Source organism: Allonocardiopsis opalescens, from assembly GCF_003002095.1.
GTDB lineage: Bacteria > Actinomycetota > Actinomycetes > Streptosporangiales > Streptosporangiaceae > Allonocardiopsis > Allonocardiopsis opalescens.
The window spans coordinates 1-20068 of sequence record NZ_PVZC01000001.1 but is presented as its reverse complement, the minus strand read 5'-3'; the positions used below and the strand labels follow the sequence as shown (position 1 = coordinate 20068).

At 75.1% G+C, this 20068-nt stretch carries 16 protein-coding genes and 1 CRISPR repeat array; of the genes, 9 read left to right on the top strand and 7 right to left on the bottom strand.

Going from position 1 to position 20068, the window contains the following annotated elements:
- Nucleotides 1-79: 79 nt before the first annotated feature.
- The 7 genes from CLV72_RS00080 to CLV72_RS00050 form a co-directional block, all read right to left on the bottom strand.
- Nucleotides 80-1066 (bottom strand): adenylate/guanylate cyclase domain-containing protein, encoded by a 987-nt coding sequence (locus tag CLV72_RS00080; RefSeq protein ID WP_106237103.1) that lies wholly within the window; start codon nucleotides 1064-1066, stop codon nucleotides 80-82.
- A 37-nt stretch (nucleotides 1067-1103) separates the two neighbouring features.
- Nucleotides 1104-1637: a PH domain-containing protein gene (locus CLV72_RS00075; RefSeq protein ID WP_106237099.1), complete on the bottom strand. Its 534-nt coding sequence runs from the start codon at nucleotides 1635-1637 to the stop codon at nucleotides 1104-1106.
- A 13-nt stretch (nucleotides 1638-1650) separates the two neighbouring features.
- Nucleotides 1651-2499, bottom strand: coding sequence for a biotin--[acetyl-CoA-carboxylase] ligase (locus CLV72_RS00070; RefSeq protein WP_106237095.1), 849 nt, complete (start codon nucleotides 2497-2499; stop codon nucleotides 1651-1653).
- Between the two features lie 5 nt (nucleotides 2500-2504).
- Nucleotides 2505-3125 (bottom strand): pyridoxamine 5'-phosphate oxidase family protein, encoded by a 621-nt coding sequence (locus tag CLV72_RS00065; protein WP_106237091.1) that lies wholly within the window; start codon nucleotides 3123-3125, stop codon nucleotides 2505-2507.
- An 18-nt stretch (nucleotides 3126-3143) separates the two neighbouring features.
- Nucleotides 3144-5735 (bottom strand): phosphoenolpyruvate carboxylase, encoded by a 2592-nt coding sequence (locus CLV72_RS00060; RefSeq protein ID WP_106240892.1) that lies wholly within the window; start codon nucleotides 5733-5735, stop codon nucleotides 3144-3146.
- A 223-nt stretch (nucleotides 5736-5958) separates the two neighbouring features.
- Nucleotides 5959-7548: a hypothetical protein gene (locus CLV72_RS00055; RefSeq protein WP_106237088.1), complete on the bottom strand. Its 1590-nt coding sequence runs from the start codon at nucleotides 7546-7548 to the stop codon at nucleotides 5959-5961.
- The gene (locus CLV72_RS00050; RefSeq protein ID WP_106237085.1) at nucleotides 7524-8312 is read right to left on the bottom strand and encodes an ABC transporter ATP-binding protein; all 789 of its coding nucleotides are present in this window, start codon (nucleotides 8310-8312) and stop codon (nucleotides 7524-7526) included. The genes CLV72_RS00055 and CLV72_RS00050 overlap by 25 nt, the downstream gene beginning before the upstream one ends.
- Before the next feature lie 238 nt (nucleotides 8313-8550).
- On the opposite strand from CLV72_RS00050, the gene CLV72_RS00045 reads away from it, so the two are divergent.
- From CLV72_RS00045 to CLV72_RS00005, 9 genes are all read left to right on the top strand, one after another.
- Nucleotides 8551-9159 (top strand): hypothetical protein, encoded by a 609-nt coding sequence (locus CLV72_RS00045; protein ID WP_146159293.1) that lies wholly within the window; start codon nucleotides 8551-8553, stop codon nucleotides 9157-9159.
- Between the two features lie 221 nt (nucleotides 9160-9380).
- Complete coding sequence (locus CLV72_RS00040) at nucleotides 9381-11480, top strand: hypothetical protein (protein WP_106237078.1); 2100 nt, start codon at nucleotides 9381-9383, stop codon at nucleotides 11478-11480.
- Between the two features lie 114 nt (nucleotides 11481-11594).
- Complete coding sequence (locus tag CLV72_RS00035; protein ID WP_106237075.1) at nucleotides 11595-14276, top strand: helix-turn-helix transcriptional regulator; 2682 nt, start codon at nucleotides 11595-11597, stop codon at nucleotides 14274-14276.
- A 108-nt stretch (nucleotides 14277-14384) separates the two neighbouring features.
- Nucleotides 14385-14924 (top strand): DUF2087 domain-containing protein, encoded by a 540-nt coding sequence (locus CLV72_RS00030; RefSeq protein WP_106237071.1) that lies wholly within the window; start codon nucleotides 14385-14387, stop codon nucleotides 14922-14924.
- 43 nt (nucleotides 14925-14967) lie between these two features.
- Nucleotides 14968-16572: an acyl-CoA carboxylase subunit beta gene (locus tag CLV72_RS00025; RefSeq protein ID WP_106237068.1), complete on the top strand. Its 1605-nt coding sequence runs from the start codon at nucleotides 14968-14970 to the stop codon at nucleotides 16570-16572.
- A 483-nt stretch (nucleotides 16573-17055) separates the two neighbouring features.
- Nucleotides 17056-17301, top strand: a complete 246-nt coding sequence (locus CLV72_RS00020; RefSeq protein ID WP_106237065.1) for an acyl-CoA carboxylase subunit epsilon — start codon at nucleotides 17056-17058, stop codon at nucleotides 17299-17301.
- A gap of 293 nt (nucleotides 17302-17594) precedes the next feature.
- On the top strand, nucleotides 17595-18017 hold the full coding sequence (locus tag CLV72_RS00015; RefSeq protein WP_106237063.1) for a hypothetical protein: 423 nt from the start codon (nucleotides 17595-17597) through the stop codon (nucleotides 18015-18017).
- 96 nt (nucleotides 18018-18113) lie between these two features.
- Nucleotides 18114-18617, top strand: coding sequence for a hypothetical protein (locus CLV72_RS00010; RefSeq protein ID WP_106237060.1), 504 nt, complete (start codon nucleotides 18114-18116; stop codon nucleotides 18615-18617).
- Nucleotides 18618-19019: 402 nt separating this feature from the next.
- A CRISPR array of direct repeats spans nucleotides 19020-19596; the repeat unit is 28 nt; unit sequence GGACCATCCCCGCTCGTGCGGGGCGCAC.
- 376 nt (nucleotides 19597-19972) lie between these two features.
- A partial coding sequence (locus CLV72_RS00005) for a biotin carboxylase N-terminal domain-containing protein (protein WP_146159292.1) occupies nucleotides 19973-20068 on the top strand: 96 nt, incomplete at its 3' end.

The following is a 20068-nucleotide window of genomic DNA, read 5'->3' as shown; positions in this document are numbered from 1 at the left end:
CGTTTAGGTGAACCTAAGCTAACCCGTCCGGGCGCCGCCGCGGTGGCGAACCGCCAGAAGAGCCGCCGATCCGTGCCGCTCAGACGCGCCGGCGCAGCACGTAGGGCTGGATGGTGCCGATGCCGTGGGCGCGGCGGGGCAGGATGCGCACGGCGACGAAGTTGCGGCTGCCGGCCAGCTTGCGGGCCATGGCGTCGTCGGTGAGGACGGTGCCGGGGCGGGCGAAGGTGGTGAGCCGGCTGGCGCGGTTCACCGTGATGCCGTACACGTCGCCCATCAGCGGCAGCACCGGGCCCAGCGCGAGGCCGACCCGGACGTCGGGCAGCTCGGTGTGGGTCTGGATCCGCTCGGCCAGCCGCAGCGCGATCTCGGCGCCCTCGGCCGGGGTGTTGCTGACGAACAGCACCTCGTCGCCGAGGGTCTTGACCATGCGTCCGCCGCAGCCCGCCACGATGTCGGCGGCGGTGACCTCGAAGCTCTCGATCATCTCGGCGAAGGCGTACTCGTCCAGCTCCCGGCTGAGGCTGGTGAAGGAGACCAGGTCGGCGAAGCCCACCACGATGGGCATCCTGTTCACCGCGACGTCGGTGTTGCGGTCGGCGAGCAGCAGCATCCGCTTGGCCGAGGCGGCCAGCTGGCGGCGCCAGGCGTAGCGGAGGAAGACCTCCATCTCGGGCAGCAGGTGCTCGGTGAGGGCCATCAGCTCGCCGATGTTCTCGTCGTCGGCCGGGGCGTCGCGGTCGAGCAGCACGGTGGTCAGGATGTCCACCTGCCACTCGGCCAGCCGGGCCATGGTCTGGCCGAGCGCGCGGGCCAGCCGGACGGCGGCGTCGTCGTCCAGCACGCCCCGCTCGATCAGCCCGCCGACATTGCGGAGGTTCTCCACGTCGCGGTCGGTGAACGCGCCCAGCTCGTCGGGGAGGGTGGCGAAGCCGAGCGCCTGCCAGAGCCGGGCGGCGATGTCCGGGGAGACCCCGGCCAGCTCGGCCACCTCGCGACGGGTATAGCGGGGCCGCCCGCCCAGCAGGATCTCCTCGATCCGCTCGCTGTCCGGGCGCTCCGTCATCCGCGCTCCCCTCGGGGCTCAGGCATCCGGGCCGCCGTCAGGGCCGGGCGGGCGGCGGCGCCTCGCCCTGCCGGTAGCGCTGCTGCTCCTCGTCGACGGCCTGGTAGATGAGGCTCTGGACGTGCTCGACGTCGGGGACGTGCTTGAGCACCATGCCGGAGTTCTCCGAGGCCGAGGAGACCACCAGGGTGCCGTGGCCGAGCAGGCGGTCGAGCAGGTGCGCGCTGAAGGCGACGTCGTTGACCCGGGTGAGCGGGATGTCGCGGCCGTTGCGGACGATGATGCCGTACCGCTTGACCAGCCGCCGGTTGGTGAGCACGTAGACGGTGCTCCACCAGCTGAGCATGGGCAGCAGCCACAGCCAGCAGGCCGCGACCGCGGCCAGGGCGAGGATGACCCACATCGCCGGGAGGGCCCAGGGCTGGCCGTAGGGCAGCAGCCACAGCAGCACGCCCGCGACCGCGGCCACGAGCAGCAGCAGCACGAACTCGGCCACCAGGGTGGTCCAGTGCTGCCTGATGGTGCGGAGGATCTCTTCGTCCTCGGCCAGGTCCCGGTCGCGAATCGCCATACCGGCGATTTTGTCACGTATCCGCACGCCGGGGGGAGTCATCGCGGGAGCCGCGCACATGCACCACATCGCCGGCGCTCAGCGCCCGCTCCCCCGAGGGGCCCCGGACGACCAGCCTGCCGGTGGTGTCGACCTCGGCGGCGGTGCCGGTCAGCTCGCCGCCGCCCGGCAGCATCACCCGCACCTCGCGGCCGATGGTGTCGCACAGCTCCCGGTACTCGGCGAGCAGTCCCGACAGCTCGGCGTCGCCGTCGACGGCGCGCAGCGGCAGGTACAGCTCGGCGAAGGCGCGCAGGTAGGCGCGGAGCAGCGGGTCGCGGTCGGTGACCGGCGCGCTCTCGGCCGCCAGCGAGGTGGCGGTGGGCGCCGGCAGCTCCTCGGCGCGGGTGTGGACGTTGAGGCCCAGGCCGATGACGACGGCGCCGGCCGACTGCTCGGCCAGGATGCCGGCGAGCTTGCGCCCGTTGAGCATGATGTCGTTGGGCCACTTCAGCACGGCGCGCACCTCGGCGACCCGGCGCAGCGCCCGCACCATGGCCACGCCGGCCAGCAGCGGCAGCCAGCCGCGCCGTTCCGGCGGCACGGCGGCGGGCCGCACCAGCACCGACAGCATCAGCGCCGCACGCGGCGGCGCCACCCAGCCGCGGTCCAGCCGCCCCCGCCCCCGGGTCTGCTCCTCGGCCACCAGCACGCTGCCCTCGGCCGCGCCGGAGCGGGCCAGCTCGGCGAGGTCGGTGTTGGTGGAGCCGGTGCTGCCGACCACCTGGATGTCGGTCCACATCTCGCCGTCGCGCACCAGCGCCCGCCGCAGCGGCTCGGCCCGCAGCGGCGGCCGGTCCAGCTCGGCCCAGGGAGAGGTCATGGGGCCTATTCTGCCGTGCCGACCCGCCGCGCCCCGCCCGGCGCCTCAGGGCGGGGTGGCAACGGCAGCGGAAGGGCCGGCAGGCCGTCGACGCTGGTGCCGTTGAATTCCTTCTTCGCGCAGTAGGCGGCGAACTCCTCGTCGGTCTTGCGGCCGAAGTGGCGGCGGTGCAGCTCGCGGTCGCCCTGGTACTCCATCAGCGGCACGGCGTAGCCGCAGCTGTCGCTGATCCGCTCGGCGGCGACCACGATGATCGCGCGCAGCCCGTCGCCGTCGGCCTCGGGCGGGAAGCGGGCCAGCAGCTCCGGCCAGCGCGGGTCGTCGCGGAAGACCGGCTCGCCGCGGCCGTGCACCCGCACCACGGTGGGCGGGCCGGTGAAGGCGCACCACATCAGGGTGATGCGGCCGTTCTCGCGCAGGTGCGCGATGGTCTCGGCGTGGCTGCCGCCGAAGTCCAGGTAGGCCAGGGTGCGCTCGTCCAGCACCGCCAGCGTGCCCGAGCGGCCCTTGGGCGAGAGGTTGACGCTCCCGTCGGCCGACAGCGGCGCGCTGGCGGTGAAGAAGACCGGCTGGCCCTCGATGAAGGCGCGCAGCCGCCCCTCGATGCGCTGGTAGACCTTGCCCATCCGCCCCGTCCCCTTCCGTCAGCCGGTGTTCTGGAGGCCCGCGGCGACCCCGTTCACGGTGAGCAGCAGCAGCTTCTGCACCCGGACCCGCTCGGCGTCGTCGGCCACTCCGGCCCGCAGCGCCTTCAGCGCCCGCAGCTGGAGGTGGGAGAGGGCGTCCACATAGGGGTTGCGCAGGTCGACCGCGCGCGAGAGCACGGTGCGGTTCTCCAGCAGCCGGGTGTGCTGGGTGACGCGCAGCACCAGTTCGCGGGTGCGGTCGTACTCGGCCAGCACCCGCTCGGTGAGGTCGGCGCGGTCGCCCAGCGCCAGGTAGCGGGCGGCGATCTGGCGGTCGGTCTTGGCCAGGCTCATCTCGGCGTTGTCGAGCAGCGACGCGAACAGCGGCCACTCGGCGTAGGCGGCGCGCAGCTCCTCCAGGTCGCCGCCGGCGGCCAGGCCGCTGCCCAGGCCGTACCAGCCGGGGAGGTTCACCCGGGTCTGGGTCCAGGCGAAGACCCACGGGATCGCGCGCAGGTCGTCCAGGCCCCGCGCGGCCGAGCGGCGGGCCGGGCGGGAGCCCAGCCGCAGCTCGCCGATCTCCTCCAGCGGCGAGACCTGCGCGAACCAGGCCGCGAAGCCCTCGGTGTCGATCAGCTCGCGGTAGCTGCGGTGCGCCGACTCGGCGATGCGGTCGGCCAGCGCGCGGAAGCGCTCGGCGGCGCGCTCGGCGCGCTCCCGCACCTCGCGGGTGGAGGCGAGCAGCACGGCGGAGCCGACCTGCTCGACGTGGCGGCGGGCGATCGCGCCGTGGCCGTACCTGGCGAAGATCACCTCGCCCTGCTCGGTCACCTTGAACCGGCCGTCGACGGAGCCGGGCGCCTGGGCCAGCACGGCCCGGTTGGCCGGGCCGCCGCCGCGGCCCAGCGCGCCGCCCCGGCCGTGGAAGAGGGTGAGGGTGATGCCGTGCCGCCGGGCCCACGCGGCCAGGTTCGCCTGGGCGTCGTACAGGCGCAGGGTGGCGCTGACCGGGCCGACGTCCTTGGCGGAGTCGGAGTAGCCGAGCATGACCTCCATCCGGCGGCCGGTGCTCTCCAGCCGGTGGGCGACCGGGGAGAGCGCGAGCATGCCGTCCAGCACGGTGGGCGAGGCGGCGAGGTCCTCACCGGTCTCGAAGAGCGGCACCACGTCCAGCACCGGCGCCTTGCCCGCGGGCATGGCGCGCTCGGCCAGCTCGTACACGGCGGCGACGTCGTCGGCGGAGCGGGTGAAGCTGACCACGTAGCGGCGGCAGGCGTCCACGCCGAAGCGGTCCTGGATCCAGGCGACGACGCGCAGGGTGGCCAGCACCTCCTCGGTCTCGGCCGAGCGGTCGCCGCCGGCCCGCAGCTCGGCCAGCGCGCGGGCGTGCACGGCGCTGTGCTGGCGGATCTCTAGCTCGGCGAGGTGGAAGCCGAAGGTCTCCAGCTGCCAGATGAGGTGCTGCAGCTCGCCGTGGGCCTGGCGGACCGCGCCCGCCCCGGCCAGCGACTCCTGCACGGTGCGCAGGTCGGCCAGCAGCTCCTCGGGGCCCCGGTAGGCGAGGTCGGCGTCGCGCTCGCGGGTGGCCCGGATCCGCTCGGCCGCGTACAGCAGCAGCTGGCGGTGCGGCTCCTGCGGCGAGCGGGCGGCCAGCTGGGCGAGCAGGGCGGGCTGCGCCGCCTGGGCGGCGGCCAGCGCGCCGGCCACGTCGGCGCTGGGCGGGGTGGACTCCTCGGCGACGGTCAGCGAGCGGCCGATGCGCACGGCGGCGTTCTCCAGCGCGCGCAGCACGTGCTCGGACTGGATGCTGATCGCCTCGCGGGTGACCTGGTGGGTGACGTAGGGGTTGCCGTCGCGGTCGCCGCCGATCCAGCTGCCGTAGCGGACGAAGGCCGGCGCCAGGGCGGGGCGCAGCCCGGCCCCGGCGGGGTCGAGCGCGGTGTCCAGCGCCCGGTAGATGGCCGGGACAACCCGGAAGATGGTCTCGTCGAAGGCGGCCATCGCGGTGCGGACCTCGTCGAGGGGGTCGAGCTTGGTGCTGCGCAGCTGGGCGGTGCGCCACAGCAGGTCGATCTCCTCCAGCATCCGGCGGCGGATCTCGCTGGTCTCCGCGCTGCCGTTGCGGGGGTCGTTGAACTCGCCGAGCAGCAGGCTGATGCGCTGGATGGCGGTGGCCACGGCGCGGCGGCGCGCCTCGGTGGGGTGCGCGGTCAGCACCGGGCGGAACTCCATCGAGTCCACCAGTTCGGTGAGCCGCTCCTCGCCCTCGCCCTCGCGGATCCGCGCGACGGTGTCGGCCAGCGACTCGCGAGGCGGCCCGGCGGAGTCGTCGCGGCGGCGCAGCGAGCGGATCCGCTGGTGCTCCTCGGCCAGGTTGGTGAGGTGGAAGTAGACGGTGAAGGCCCGCGCGACCTCGTCGGCGCGCTCCAGCGGCCAGGCGGCCACCAGCTCGGCCACGGCGGCGTCGTCGGCCCGGGCGCCGCGCACGTCGATGACGGCGCGGCGCAGCCGTTCGACGTCTTCCAGCAGCTCGGGGCCGCCGTACTGCTCCAGTACGGTGCCGAGCATGGCGCCGAGCAGGCGCACGTCGGCGCGGAGCGGGTCGGGCATCTGCTGGCGGGCGCTGTCGCGCTCGGCGCCCACGGCCCCGGCCGCGTCGCCCTCGGCCGGCCGGGACGGTTGGTGCGAAGACAGCACGGAGGAGTCAGCCATACCGATCACCTTAGCGAGCGTGGTCCAGACCATTGCGGGGCGCGGTCGGCGAACCGGTGGTGACGTGCGGAAGAACTCTCGGTGCGGCGGGCTTCTCCGGGCGCGGCGCGCCCGGCGCGGCTCAGCTCGCCCGGGCCAGGTCGGCGAGCAGTTCGGGGTAGCGCGCGTAGGCGCGCCGCCCGGTGAGCCGGCGTCCTGCCCAGGCGACCGCCGCGCCGTAGCAGGCGCCGGCGGCCAGCAGCAGCGGGCCGTAGCCCTCGTCCAGGTTCAGCACCGCGTAGGTGACCGGTGTGGACAGCAGGGCGGTGCCGAGCAGCGAGACCATGCTGCCCAGCATGATGGTCAGGCCCTGCCCGCCGCTGGGTCCGGCGAAGGGGTTGCTGCGCCGCTCGGGCAGCCGGTACGGGATGTAGACGCTGGCCAGGTTGGCCAGGCCGAGCGCGACGCCCCCCACGGCCAGCCCGGCCGCCAGCGTGCCGGGCAGCGCGGCGTACTCCCCCGACACCACGGCCATCGCCGCCGCGACCAGCACCAGGATGGGGACGCCGATGATCGCGATGGCGAGGTTCACCCCCGCCACGTCGGCCCGCACCTGGTCAAGCCGCTCGGTGGCGACGGCCTGCATCCACAGTGAGCCGCCGATCTGGCCGAACTGGTTGGCGCCCTGCATGCCCACGATCGTGGCGGTGACGGAGATGGTGAGCACCATCGTCTGGAGGTCGATCGCGTCGGCGACCGCGCCGGTGGTGCTGAAGACCACGATCCCGGCCACCACCAGGGCCATGATCCAGTTGGCCTTGCGGCGGGGGTCGCGCCAGGCGTAGCGGAGTTCGCGTGCGGCCGCGCCCGCCGTGCGCGCCGACACCCACGGGATGCGGGTGCCGAAGCCGGCGCCGCGGCGGGTGCCGCCGCTCTGGGTGGAGGCGTCGTAGGTGACCAGCGAGCGGGCCAGCAGCCGGTGCCACCACCAGCCGAGCAGCAGCACGGTGCCGACCGCCGCCGCGAGCAGGGCGGCCGAGGCGAGCGGCCGGCCGTCGCGAGCGGCGGTGATCGCGGCGGCGGCCATACCGGGCGGCGTCCAGCTCAGCGGCTCGGCGAACTCGGCGAGGAAGGCGGTGGTGTCGCCGAAGCTGGCCCGCTGCAGCGCGATATTGGCGAACTGGAAGGCGACGAACACCCCGACGCCCGCCAGCAGCGCGATGTCGCCGCCCCGGCGGCTGCGCAGCAGCCCGGCCATGGAGACGGTCACGGCGCGGCTGCCCACGATGCACAGCGCGAAGACGCACAGCGCAGCCAGCACGCCCACCACGATCGACAGCGGGCCGCCGGACAGGCCGACCGCCATGCCGAGCAGCACCAGCAGGCAGGCGATGGGCACCGGCCCGGTGGCCGAGGCGGCCAGCAGCCCGACGGCGGCGGTGAGCGGCCGGATCGGCAGCAGCGCCAGCCGGGTGGGATCCAGGGTCTCGTCCACCCCGAAGCGGATCAGCGGCAGCGCGATCCACGACGCCACCAGGAAGAAGCTCAGCAGCACGCCGACGTGCTCGGCCTGCTCGGGGATCAGGCGCATCATCGAGGTGAGCACGAAGCCGCCGATGCCCAGCGCGGCGGCGAGCACCAGGCCGGCCACGAAGCCGATCGTGCGGCCGGTGGAGCCGCGCAGGGAGCCGGCGATCAGGCTGACCTTCAGCCGGACGAAGACCCAAGCCACGCCAGTTCCTCCTCGCCGTCGCCGCGCGGGGCCACCCCGACCAGGGACAGGAACGCCTGGTGCAGCGAGGCGCCGCCGCGCACCGCGTCCAGCGGGCCGGCCGCGACCACGCGGCCGTGGTTGATGACCGCGAGGTGGTCGCACAGCTGCTCCACCAGCTCCATCACGTGGCTGGAGAAGATCACGGTGGAGCCGGAGCGGGTGAAGCGGTGCAGCACCTCGCGGATGGTGCCGGCCGACACCGGGTCGACGCCTTCGAAGGGCTCGTCCAGGAAGAGGACCTCGGGGTTGTGCAGCAGCGCGGCGGCCAGCGCGATCTTCTTGCGCATGCCGGTGGAGTAGTCGACCACCAGCTTGTCGGCGTCGGCGGTCAGCCCGAGCACGGACAGCAGCTCGCCGCCGCGCAGCCCGACCACGTCGGCGGCCAGACCCCGCAGCCGCCCGGTGTAGCCGATCAGCTCGCGGCCGGACAGCCGCTCGAACAGCCGCAGCCCCTCGGGCAGCACGCCGACCCGCGACTTGATGCCGACGGGGTCGCGCCAGACGTCCTGGCCGAGGATGCGGACCGTGCCGGAGTCGGGCCGCAGCAGGCCGGTCATCATCGACATGCTGGTGGTCTTGCCCGCGCCGTTGGGGCCGACCAGGCCGAAGAAGCTGCCCCGCGGGATGTCGAGGTCGACGCCGCCGACGGCGGTCTTGGCGCCGAACCGCTTGGTGAGCCCCCGCGCTTGGACCGCGGGCGCGACCTCGGTGTCTGGGGTCATGCTGCCAGTGTTACCGCAATTCGGCGCGCTTCGCTCGGTTGGGCCGCTTCCGGGCGCCGTGTACGGGTTCCCGGGCGTGGCGGGACGGGCGGCGCACGGCGTCGGGCGGTGGAGCCGTCCGGCGGCGGCCTGAAGCGGCCAGGGCTGGAGGCGAATTGAGTACCGCACTGCTCACGACAGGTCCCCGCCGCGGTGGCAGCCTGCCCGCAAGGACGTGCCGAGCGGCGTGGAGGTGCCCGTGGACGCCCGATCCGACGAGCGGGTGCTGGACCGCAGAGCGCTGATCGCCACCGCCCTGCTGGCCGGCACCGGCCTGGCCCTGGGCACGGCAGCCGCGCCGGCCGCCGCCGGCACCGACACGGGTTTCCGCTGGTGCGGCCGCTGCCAGGGCATGTGGTTCGCCTTCGGCGGAGACAACGGGCACTGCCCGGTGCACCACTGGTGGGACCACAACCACCAGCAGGACGGCAGCGCCCACTACTGGTTCGTGGACGAGCGGCCGGCCCCCGGCCAGGACTCCTTCGGCATGCTGGCGCTGAAGTGGTGCCAGACCTGCAAGGGCGCCTTCTTCGGCGGCGGGCCGGGCGTCTGCCCGAACAACTCGGCCGGGCACACCCCGTCCGTGCGCACCTTCCGGATCGAGTCCAATCTCCTGGCCCCGCTGTCGGGCTTCGCCAAGCAGGGCGGCTGGCGGCGCTGCGTCGGCTGCCGGGCGCTGTTCTTCATGGGCAACGGCCGCGAGGTGACGCACTGCCCGGCGGAGGACCACATCTTCCACTTCCCCGCCGCCTTCGACTCCGGCTCCGGGATCTTCGTGTACGAGGAGTACTTCCCCCGCTTCCTCTGACCCCGTCAGGCCGCTGACCTGCGTTTTGTCAGGAAACCGGGCGGCGGCGCCTCTCTTTGGACAACAGAGCGCGCCACCGCGGCGCGTCCCGACCGAAGGGAAAGCGCGATGAGTGCCTTCCTCGTCCCCCTCATGGAGACCCTGGTGGATCCGGTGCCGTCGGGCCGGCCGGCCGGGCCGGCCGCCGGCGTCGGCTCCGAGCACGCCGCGGAGGTGTCGTCATGACCGCCCGCACCCCACTCACCCCGGAGCGCGAGAACGCGCTGATCGGCATGCTGCTGCGCCGGGACACCCCCGAGTCCGCCTGGTCGGACGCCTTCGTGGAGCTGTTCCAGGCGCACCGGCCCGTGCTGGCCCGGATCTGCGCCACCGAGCTGCGCGACGACGCGGCGGCCGTGGAGGACGCCCTGGGCGACACCGCCGAGCGGCTGCTGGTCGCGCTGCGCAACAAGCGCGACCGGGGCGAAGCCCTCGACAACTTCGGCGGCTACGCGCGGACCGCCGCCATCCGCGCCTGCCGCCGGTACCACCGCCCGGCCGCCGTGCCGCTGGGCGAGGTGGACCCCCAGGACCTGTCCTTCCTCGCCGACCAGTTCCGGCAGGCCAGGGACCGCCGCGCCCGGCGCCTGGTGGAGCGGGCGATGGCCCACCTGACGCCGCGGACCCGCGAGCTGATCGAGGACCTGCTCCGGCGCGACCTGGACGGCGCGGCCGGCGCCGCACGCGGCACCACCGCCGCCCGGGACAAGGCCAGGAGCCGGGGCTACGCCCAGCTGGTCGGCGCGCTGCGGGTCATGCTGCGCGCGGACGTGGACGAGGTGGCCAGGATCGAGGCCAACGATCCGGGGCTGGCGGTCGAGCGCTGCCCGGAGCTGACGGCCCTGCTGGACCTGGCCGCCGGGGCGCGCGACCCGGCGGGTTCGATCCCGGCGAAGCACCTGGAGGGGATCGCCGCCCACCTGCGCCGGTGCGAGGAGTGCCGGGCACGCGGCGAGCGGCGCCAGCTGATGGAGGCGGTGCGCGTCCTCCCGTTCGTCCTCTCCCCCGAGGCCGCCGCCCGGCTGGACGAGCGGCTGGAGCTGGTGGCGAACGAGACGGGCCTGGCGGAGGCGGCGGCCAAGACCGAGCCGGGGTTCGAGGCGGAGCCGGGGACCAAGACCGAGCCGGGGCTCGACGCGGAGCCGGGGACCAAGACCGAGCCGGGGCTCGACGCGGAGCCGGGGACGAAGGCGAAGCCCGAAGCCGGGGCGGAGCCGGAGACCGAGGCGAAATCGGAGTCCGGGGCGGAGCCGGGAGGCAGAGCCGAGCCAGGCGGCAAAGCGGAGCCGGGAGGCGAACCGGGAGGCAAGGCGGGGCCGGAAGGCAAGGCGGGGCCGAACGGCAAGGCGGGGCCGAACGGCAAGGCGGATGGGAAGGAGACCGCCGAGATGCCGTCCGGCCCCGGCGCCCCGGGCCGGCGTCCTGCGCCGCCGCGGGGTCCCGGGCTGCCCCGGCCGGTCCCCGCGCCGCCCGCCCCGGCGGGCCGGAGCCGGGTAAAGGCGCGGTCCGGGCGCGGCCCCGGACTGGGCGGGGCGCTGCTGCTGATGATGCTGCTGGGCGGCCTGCTGTTCGCCTTCGGCCTGCCGGGCGGGATCGCGTCCGGGAGCCCGAGCGGCTCCGGCGGCCCGCTGCCCGAAGAGTCCGGGGCGGAGGGCGGAGGCGGCGGCTGGCTGCCGGATCTGCCGGAATGGCTGCCGGGGCCCGATCCCGCGCCGCGGTCCGGGAACGGCTCCCCGGTGCCGGGCGGCGGCGCGGCGAGCGAGCAGAGCGAGCCGGAGGAGCGCACCGAGGAGACCGGCGATCCGGAGGAGGGCGGTTCCGGCGGCGGTGGTCGCACCGAGGGCTCGGGCGGCGGCACCGACGGCAGTGGTGCCGGCGGTGGCGGCACCGGCGGAGCCGGCGGCGGCACGGGCGGCGAGCCGGAGGTCCCGCCCGAGCCGGAGGCCCCGCCCGCCGAGCCGGAGGTTCCCCAGGTGGTCGAGCCGGCCGCCCCCGAGGTGTACGAGCTGGTCGTCCACCTGTCGCCGGAGTCCGACGGCGGTGTGGACGTGACGGTCGGCGGCGTCTACCTGGGCGCGTGCACCAAGCCCTACGGCGGTTCGGGCGTGGACTGCGTCTACGAGATGACCCAGGGCGAGCAGGTGGTGCTGGGCCCGGTGGACATGGTCTACACCTGGGGCCACGGCTTCTGCCCGGGCGGCACCTACAGCCACGACGCCTGCGTCTTCACCGCGCAGCAGCCGGTCGGCTTCAACCTGTACGCACTGCGCGAGCCGGGCTGAGCCGCCCGGCCGCACGGCGGGGCCGCGGCGCCCCGCCGTCCGCCACCTGACGATGCCGTCCCGGGTCCGCCGGATTCCACCGGCGGGCCGGGCGTCCCTTGTTATCCTGCGCGCGTGAGCGCCGACTGGCCGTTCGTGGGCCGCACCGCCGCGCTCTCCCGCGTCGTCGAGGCGCTCACCGCGGAGCCGGGCGGGGGCGCCGTCGTGGCGGGGGCGGCGGGGGTGGGCAAGTCCCGGCTGGTCCGCGAGGCGCTGGCGCTGGCCGGCCCGGCCCGCTTCCTGGTCAGGCGAGCCATGGCCGATCCGGGCACCGCCTCCGTGCCCTTCGGCGCGCTGTCCGGGCTGCTGCCCGCCGACCTGCCCGCGCTGACCGGCGGCAACCCGCTGCGGGCGGCCGCCGAGGCGCTGCTGGACCCCGTCGATCCGCGGCCGCTGCTGGTGGAGGCCGACGACGCCCACCTGCTGGACGGGCACTCGGCCGCCCTGCTCGGGCAGCTGGTGCGCACGGGGCGGGCCCGGCTGCTCGGCACGGTGCGGACCGGCGAGCCCGTCGCCGAGTCGCTGGCCGCGCTCTGGCGGGACGGCCCGGTGGCCCGGGTGGAGCTGGGCCCGCTGACCCGCGAGGAGATGGAGCGGGTGCTCGCCGCCGCCCTGGACGCCCCCGTCGACTCCGCCACCCGGGCGCGGCTGTGGCGGACCACCCTGGGCAATCCGCTGTTCCTGCGCGAGACCGTGGCCGCCGGCCGCGAGTCGGGCGCGCTGCGCCGGCACGGCGGCGGCTGGGGCTGGGACGGGCCGTGGGCGCTCGCCCCGCGGCTGCTGGAGCTGATCGGCGCCCGGCTGGACCGGCTGGAGGGGGCCGAGCGGCACGCGCTGGAGCTGCTGGCCTGCGCGGGCACCGTCGGCCTGGCGCTGCTGGAGCGGGCGGTGCCGCCGGAGGCGGTGGAGCGGCTGGAAGTGCAGGGCCTGGTCTGGGTGGACCGCGGCGAGCGCGGGGAGGAGGACCGCCGGGTGGAGGTGCGGCTGGGCCATCCGCTGCACGCCGAGGCGATCCGGGCCACCATGCCGGTGACCCGGGGCCGGGCCCGCCGCCGCGAGCTGGCCGAGCTGGTCGAGGGGCTGGGGGCGCGGCGGCGCGACGACGCGCTGCGGGTGGCGCTGTGGCGGCTGGACAGCGGCGGCGCCGTCGACCCCGGGCTGATGCTGCGCGCGGCCCGGCACGCCTGGACCGGCTTCGACCTGCGGCTGACCCAGCGGCTCGCCCGGGCCGCCGTGCAGGCCGGCGGGGGCGACGAGGCGGTGCGGCTGCTGGCGGACGCGCACGTGGCGGCCGCCCAGGAGCGGGAGGCCGAGTCGGCGCTGGACCTGCTGTCGGCCGAGCCCGCCTCGCAGCAGGAGTGGGCGGCGGGGGTGGCCGCCCGCGCCTCGAACCTGTTCTACGGCCTGGACCGTCCGGCGGAGGCGCTGGACCTGCTGGACGCGGTGGTGCCGGCCGCCACCGCGCCGGACGCCCGCGAGCTGCTGCGGATGCTGCACGGCACCGTGCTGGTGCTGACCGGGCAGACCCGGCGCGGCCTGGAGGTGCTGGACGGACTGCTGGCCGGGGAGCCGGGCGCCGAGCACGCAGCGCACGCCCACCTGGCCGGCGCCTTCGCCCACGCCTGCCGCGGCCGGCCGGCGGCGGCGCTGGCCGCCGCCGGGCGGGGCCGGGAGCTGGTGGCGTCGGGCCGGGCGGCGTCCCCGTGGCTGGACGGCACGCTGCGGATGGCCGAGTACTACACGCATGTGCTGGCCGGGGACCTCCCGGAGGCGGCGGCGGTGGCCGAGGGGGTGCGCCAGGGTGTGGAGGCGGCGGGCCCCGGCGGCTCCGAACTGCTCGCGGTGGCGAGCTGCTTCATGTCCGGGCAGCTCGCACGCTTGCGCGGCCGGGCGGCCGAGGCCGTCAGGACGCTCGGCGAGGGCCGCGCGCTCGGCGCCGCCCAGCCGGGCCTGGGCTTCCTGGTCAATGCCGAGCTGGCGCACGCCGCCGCGCTGGCCGGCGACCACGCCCTGGCCGGGCGGGCGCTGGCCGACGCCCGGGCCGCCCGGCGGCGCGGCCTGGACCTGTTCACCCTGTGGGGCGAGCTGGCCGGCACCTGGGTGCTGGCGATGGGCGGCGACACCGCCGCGGGCGTGGACCACGCCCTGGACTGCGCGGCCCGCGCCCAGGCCGAGGGTGCGGTCGGCTACGAGCTGATCGCGCTGCACGACGTGGTCCGGCTGGGCCGGCCCCGCCTGGTCGCCGACCGGCTGGCGGCGGCCGCCGCCGGCGTCGGCGGGGCGCCGGCCCGCCTGTACGCCGAGCACGCCCGGGCCGCCGCGGACCGCGACGGCGCCGGCCTGGACCGGGTGGCCGCCGCCTTCGAGAAGCTGGGCGCGGACCTGCCGGCCGCCGAGGCGGCGGCGCGCGCCTCGGCCGCGCACCGGCTGGCCGGCCGCCAGGGCGCCGCCCGCGCCTCGGCCGCCCGCGCCGCCCTGGCCGCCGGCCGCTGCCCCGGGGTCGACACCCCGGCACTGGCCGCCCTGCGCGCCCCCGAGCTGACCCGCAGGGAACTGGAGATCGCCCGGCTCGCCGCGGCCGGCCTGCGCACCACCGAGATCGCCGAACGCCTCGGCCTGGCCGCCCGCACCGTCGACAACCACCTGCACCGCGCCTACGCCAAACTCGGCGCCAAGGGCCGCCAGGACCTGTCCGCCCTGCTGGGCGGCCCGGGGGGCGCGGCGGGGCCGAGCGAGGCGGACGCGTCCGGGCGGTGATCGCCGGTCCCGGCGCGGCCGGGCCGTGACCGCCGAATAACCGGTTCCGGTGGCGTGCGCGCCCGTGTTATCGGTGGAGGACGACCCGACTGCTCTGGAGGTGCCCTGATGGCGACGGAATCCGCGACCGTACCGCAGACGCGTTCCCCTTCCGGCGGCGCCCTGGCCGGGCTGCTGGCCGAGCCGGACCGCCGGGCGGCCTTCGCCGCCCTGGTGCTCGGGGCCACCACCGCCTCCGAGGTGGCCGAACGCGCCGGACTGCGTCCGGCGGCGGCGGCCGCCGCACTGCACCGGCTGGTGAGCGGCGGCCTGGCCGCCCGCGACGAGCGGACCGGCGGCCACACGGTGCGGGCGGAGTCCTTCCGCGAGGCGGCCCGCGCCGAAGCGCTGCGCACGGGGCAGCGCGGCGGCAGCGGCGGCCACGTCCACGAGGGGCGGCTGCGGTCCGTCCCGCGCGACCCGGCGGTGCGCGCCCGGGTGCTGGCGGTGGTGGCGGAGTCGTTCCCGCCGGGCGAGTCCTACACCGAGCCGCAGGTGAACGAGGTGTGCCGGCGCTGGTTCGACGACGTCCCGCGGCTGCGCCGCGCCCTGGTGGACGAGGGCCTGCTGGTGCGGGACCGGGCCGGCACCGCGTACCGGCGGGCCTGAGCTGCCGGGGTGCCCGGGGAGCGGGCTCGATACGCTGTCGGCCATGGCTACCGAGGCTCCCGAACCGCTGCCGGCCGACCGGATCGACATCCACACCACGGCCGGGAAGCTCGCCGACCTGGAGCGGCGCCGCTACGAGGCGGTGCACGCCGGTTCGGCGCGTGCGGTGGACAAGCAGCACGCCAAGGGCAAGATGACCGCCCGCGAGCGCATCGACGCCTTCCTCGACCCCGGCTCCTTCGTGGAGTTCGACGGGCTGGCCCGGCACCGCGCGCACGACTTCGGCCAGCAGGGCAACCGCCCGTTCGGCGACGGGGTCGTCACCGGCCACGGCACCGTCGACGGGCGGCCGGTCGCGGTCTTCAGCCAGGACTTCACCGTGTTCGGCGGCTCACTGGGCGAGGTCTTCGGCGAGAAGATCGTCAAGGTGATGGACCACGCGCTGAAGACGGGCTGCCCGATCGTCGGCATCAACGACTCCGGCGGCGCGCGGATCCAGGAGGGTGTGGTCGCGCTCGGGCTGTACGCGGAGATCTTCAAGCGCAATGTGCACGCCTCGGGCGTCATCCCGCAGATCTCGCTGGTGCTGGGCCCGTGCGCGGGCGGCGCCGTGTACTCGCCGGCGATCACCGACTTCATCGTGATGGCCGACCAGACCTCGCACATGTTCATCACCGGGCCCGACGTGATCAAGACCGTCACCGGAGAGGACGTCGGCTTCGAGGAGCTGGGCGGCGCGCGGTCGCACAACACCCGGTCCGGCGTCGCGCACTACATGGCCGACGGCGAGCAGGACGCGATCGACTACGTCAGGTCGCTGCTGTCCTTCCTGCCCGCCAACAACCTGGAGGACCCGCCCGTCGAGCCCGTCGACGCGGTGCTGGAGACCACCGACGAGGACCGGGAGCTGGACACCTTCATCCCCGACTCCGCCAACCAGCCCTACGACATGCGCACGGTCGTCGAGCACGTCTTGGACGACGCCGACTTCCTGGAGGTGCACGCGCAGTTCGCGCCGAACATCGTGGTGGGCTTCGGCCGGGTGGAGGGGCACCCGGTGGGCGTGGTGGCCAACCAGCCGATGAGCTTCGCGGGCACGCTCGACATCGACGCCTCCGAGAAGGCGGCCCGCTTCGTGCGCACCTGCGACGCCTTCAACCTGCCGGTGCTGACCTTCGTGGACGTGCCCGGCTTCCTGCCCGGCACCGACCAGGAGTGGAACGGCATCATCCGGCGCGGCGCCAAGCTGATCTACGCCTACGCCGAGGCGACCGTCCCGCTGGTCACCATCATCACCAGGAAGGCGTACGGCGGCGCCTACGACGTGATGGGCTCCAAGCACCTGGGCGCCGACGTCAACCTCGCCTGGCCCACCGCCCAGATCGCGGTCATGGGCGCGCAGGGCGCCGTGAACATCCTGCACCGCAGGACCCTCGCCGCCGCCGACGACCCCGAGGCCGAACGCGCCCGGCTGATCCAGGAGTACGAGGACACCCTGGCCAACCCGTACAGCGCCGCCGAGCGCGGCTACGTCGACGCCGTCATCCTCCCGTCGGAGACCCGCGTCCAGATCACCCGGGCCCTGCGCGCCCTCCGCAACAAGAGGAAGACGCTCCCGGCGAAGAAGCATGGCAATATCCCGCTTTGAGACGGGTGGGCCGGTCGGCGGACGGGACGGGCTCAGCTCCGCCCTGCGCGAGGATTTCGAGGTCCGGGTCGGCGTCTGCCCGGAGCTGGTGGACCGGAAGAGCGGCTCCTGCGCAGAGCCCCGAGGGACGGGTGGACGGCGTCTCGCGAGGAACCGGCGGACGGTTTGAGCGGCGTGGTGGGACGAGGCCGCTCATGGCCCGATCGGACGAAGAACGGAAGCGGCACCGAGGCGGCCGACCACCCCGGTTCGGAATCCGGCGCACCGGGCGTCCGCACACCGTCCCGAGCACGCTGTCCACACGTTATCCACAGCCTTGTCCACAGCTGTCCACAGCCCGCCCGCAGAGACTTCTCCGCAGGTGACGCCTTATGCCAGGCTTGAATCAAGGGGTTTCCCCCCACGTGTACGATCTCGGCTGCCCGAATTCGTCCACAGGGTGGGGACCGGCCCGGAAGCGGCCGAGTTGAGAGGGACACGACGGTGGATGATCACGAGTCCGCACCGGCGGGCGCTCCGTTCCTGCGGGTGGTCCGGGGCGAACTGGCCCCGGAGGAGATCGCGGCCCTCGTCGCCGCGCTGACCCTGACCGCCCGCTCCCGCGCGGCCCGGGGCGCGTCCGACACCCGCGAGCGCCCGGCCTCCGCCTGGCGCGACCGCTCCCGCCTGACCCGCCCCGCCCTCCACCCCGGCCCCGGCGCCTGGCGCGCCAGCGCCTGGCCCCGCTAGCGCGCCGGGGCGGGCCCGACGGAACCGCCCGTTCCGCTGCGGGCGGACTGGGGCGTTGAAAGCGCAGGCGGCCTTCGCCGTCCGGCCGAGCGGAGCGCCGCCGGGGCAAGGCGTCGTCCGTCCGGCCCGGCGCGGCCGCCGATGCTGTGGCCGCGCGGCGCTCTCGGACGCTCGGCGGCCACCGCCTCGCGCACCACGCGGACGGCTCCCCGGCCCGGCGCCCCCGAGGGCCGAGCCCGCCCGCCTTCCGGCCACCCCCCGTACGCCGCGCCGCTCACGACTACGCTCGCCCCGTGGAACCGCCCGAAGACCTGGATCGCGACCGGCCCCGGCGCGTCTACCAGCCGCTCGACTGGTCACCCGACCCGGCGGAGGTCGATGCCGCACTCGACCGCGGCGCCCCCGGAGCCGGGGTCGCGGTCATCGCACTCGCGCTGCACCACCCCGACCCGCACAAGGTGCTGCCCCGCGTCGCCCGCGCCCTGGCCGCCGCGGACCCGAACCTGCGCCGCCAAGGCGTCGTCGCGTTGGCCCACACCGCCCGCCTGCACCGCACAGCCGACCGCCGCTGCCTGGACCTGCTGCGCGCCCACCCACGAGGCAACGAAGCCGACGACGACCTGTGGACCTACGTCCCGCGCCACCGACTCCCGGCCTGGCTGTGGCGCCACCACATCGCGGCCGCCGTCCGCGGCCGCTTGGGCTGGACCGCCTGAACACCCAGTGGAGCGACGGCGGCAACCGATTGCCCGACGTGCAGGAACGTCCCAGGGATGAGGTTTCCAGCGGCGGAAACCCCGTAGGGTGCTGGCATGCGTCTTCACCGCTTCATTCCGTTCGTTCGCGACCTGGTCGTGGCCGACGCCTCTCCGGTGGTCTCGGAGACTCGGACCTTTGAGGAACTGGGCGACGCCGACCGGCGGTTCGGCCTGATGCTGAGGTTCAGCAACGACGCCCGGGTGTTCCTGCAAGCCGTCGCGATCTCACCGCCCGGGGGCAACCCGTTCAGCGAGCCCGAGCGGATCGAGCACGGCGAGCCGCCCGCCGCGGCGACACCGTACGAGTTGCAGACGATGAGCGGCCGGGTACGGATCGTGGACGTGGAAGGCTACCTGCTGGCCCTGATCGCCAACTCCGGCAACACCGAGATCAAGGCGCTCGGCGCACTGTCGGCGGACCCGGTCAGCACGAAACCGGCCGGGGTGGAAGTGGTGTTCCACAACGGCGCCAAGTCGTGGCTGTACTTCCTCCACGCGCTGCGGGCCGGAGAGGAGCCTTCCGCGTCCTCGGCGTTCAAGCCCCTGGAGGCGGTATGAGACTCGACTACATTCTGTCGGCCAAGTGTCCGGACTGCGGCGTGTACGTGGGCGAGGCGACGACCACTCCGCAGCATCAGGCGCCCGGCTCGCGCGGCATGTGCCCAGGAGCCGGGAAGCCGACGACGAACTGAGAACGGTCACGGGTTGTGACACCGATTCGTGACGGCCGTCGCGGCCGGTGGGCGACGAGCGGCGCCCCGAACGTCAAGCGTCCGGCTGCTTCGCGGGCGGGCGCTTGACGCCGCGTCCCGCAGGCGCGGCCCTCTCACGGGCCGAACCCCGCTACGGGACCCGACATCCCACGTATCAACCAGGTCAGCGGCCTGATGCCGGCTTCTGGTTCCTGCCTGCGCGTGCGGGGCGCACACGGTCAGCTCGACCGCGTCGCCGCCGCCGAGGGGACCATCCCCGCCCGTGCGGGGCGCACGAGCTGAAGACGCTGCTGGAGACCAGCAACGGGGGACCATCCCCGCTCGTGCGGGGCGCACCGGGCGCTGCCCAGTGCGGTGGCGACCTCGGGGGGACCATCCCCGCTCGTGCGGGGCGCACTACGAACCATCCTGAGAGCAAGGCCCGCATCCCCGGACCATCCCCGCTCGTGCGGGGCGCACGGTGTGTGGGCGTCTCGTCAGTCCCTCCTCACCGGACCATCCCCGCTCGTGCGGGGCGCACCGCGGCCTGATGGCGTACTGGGTGGACGAGCAGGGACCATCCCCGCTCGTGCGGGGCGCACCAGCTCGCTGCGGGCGTGGTCACGGTCCACCTCGGACCATCCCCGCTCGTGCGGGGCGCACACGCACTCCTGGCCGCTGGCGTCGCCAGCGTGCGGACCATCCCCGCTCGTGCGGGGCGCACCGTCGAGTTCGATGCGGAACAGGCCGTCCAGGAGACCATCCCCGCTCGTGCGGGGCGCACCACAGGCCCGATCCTGGCAGTCGGCGCGATCAGAGACCATCCCCGCTCGTGCGGGGCGCACCCTTTTTGACCAGCGCTTCCATCTGGTATCGGCGCCGTTTTCATTCACTTGGATCCTGGAGCGGCCGGATGCTGTCCGGGAGCTGTTGGCGCGTTCAATGGTCCCCGTGCGGTGACGGACCGTCCAGCGATTCTGCCGTTTGAAGGGACATCCGGCCCTGGCCGGGAAGGTCGGCATCCTGGGCTGCAAGCGGCTGCCAGTGGCGGGTTCGGGGCACGGAGGCCGAGGGCGGACGGCATCGGGCGACGTCAGCGCGATGGTGTTCAGCGCCCCGGGACACTGTGCCGCCCCATCGGGCCGGGGTGCGCGGTCGTAGACTCCTGGGGTGGCCGAGGGCGGCCGCCGCTCGCCAGGGCCGCCAGGGAGGGTGTGAACCGTGCGCAAGGTGCTGATCGCTAACCGTGGTGAGATCGCGGTGCGGGTGGTGCGGGCGTGCCGGGATGCGGGTCTTGGCAGTGTGGCGGTGTATTGC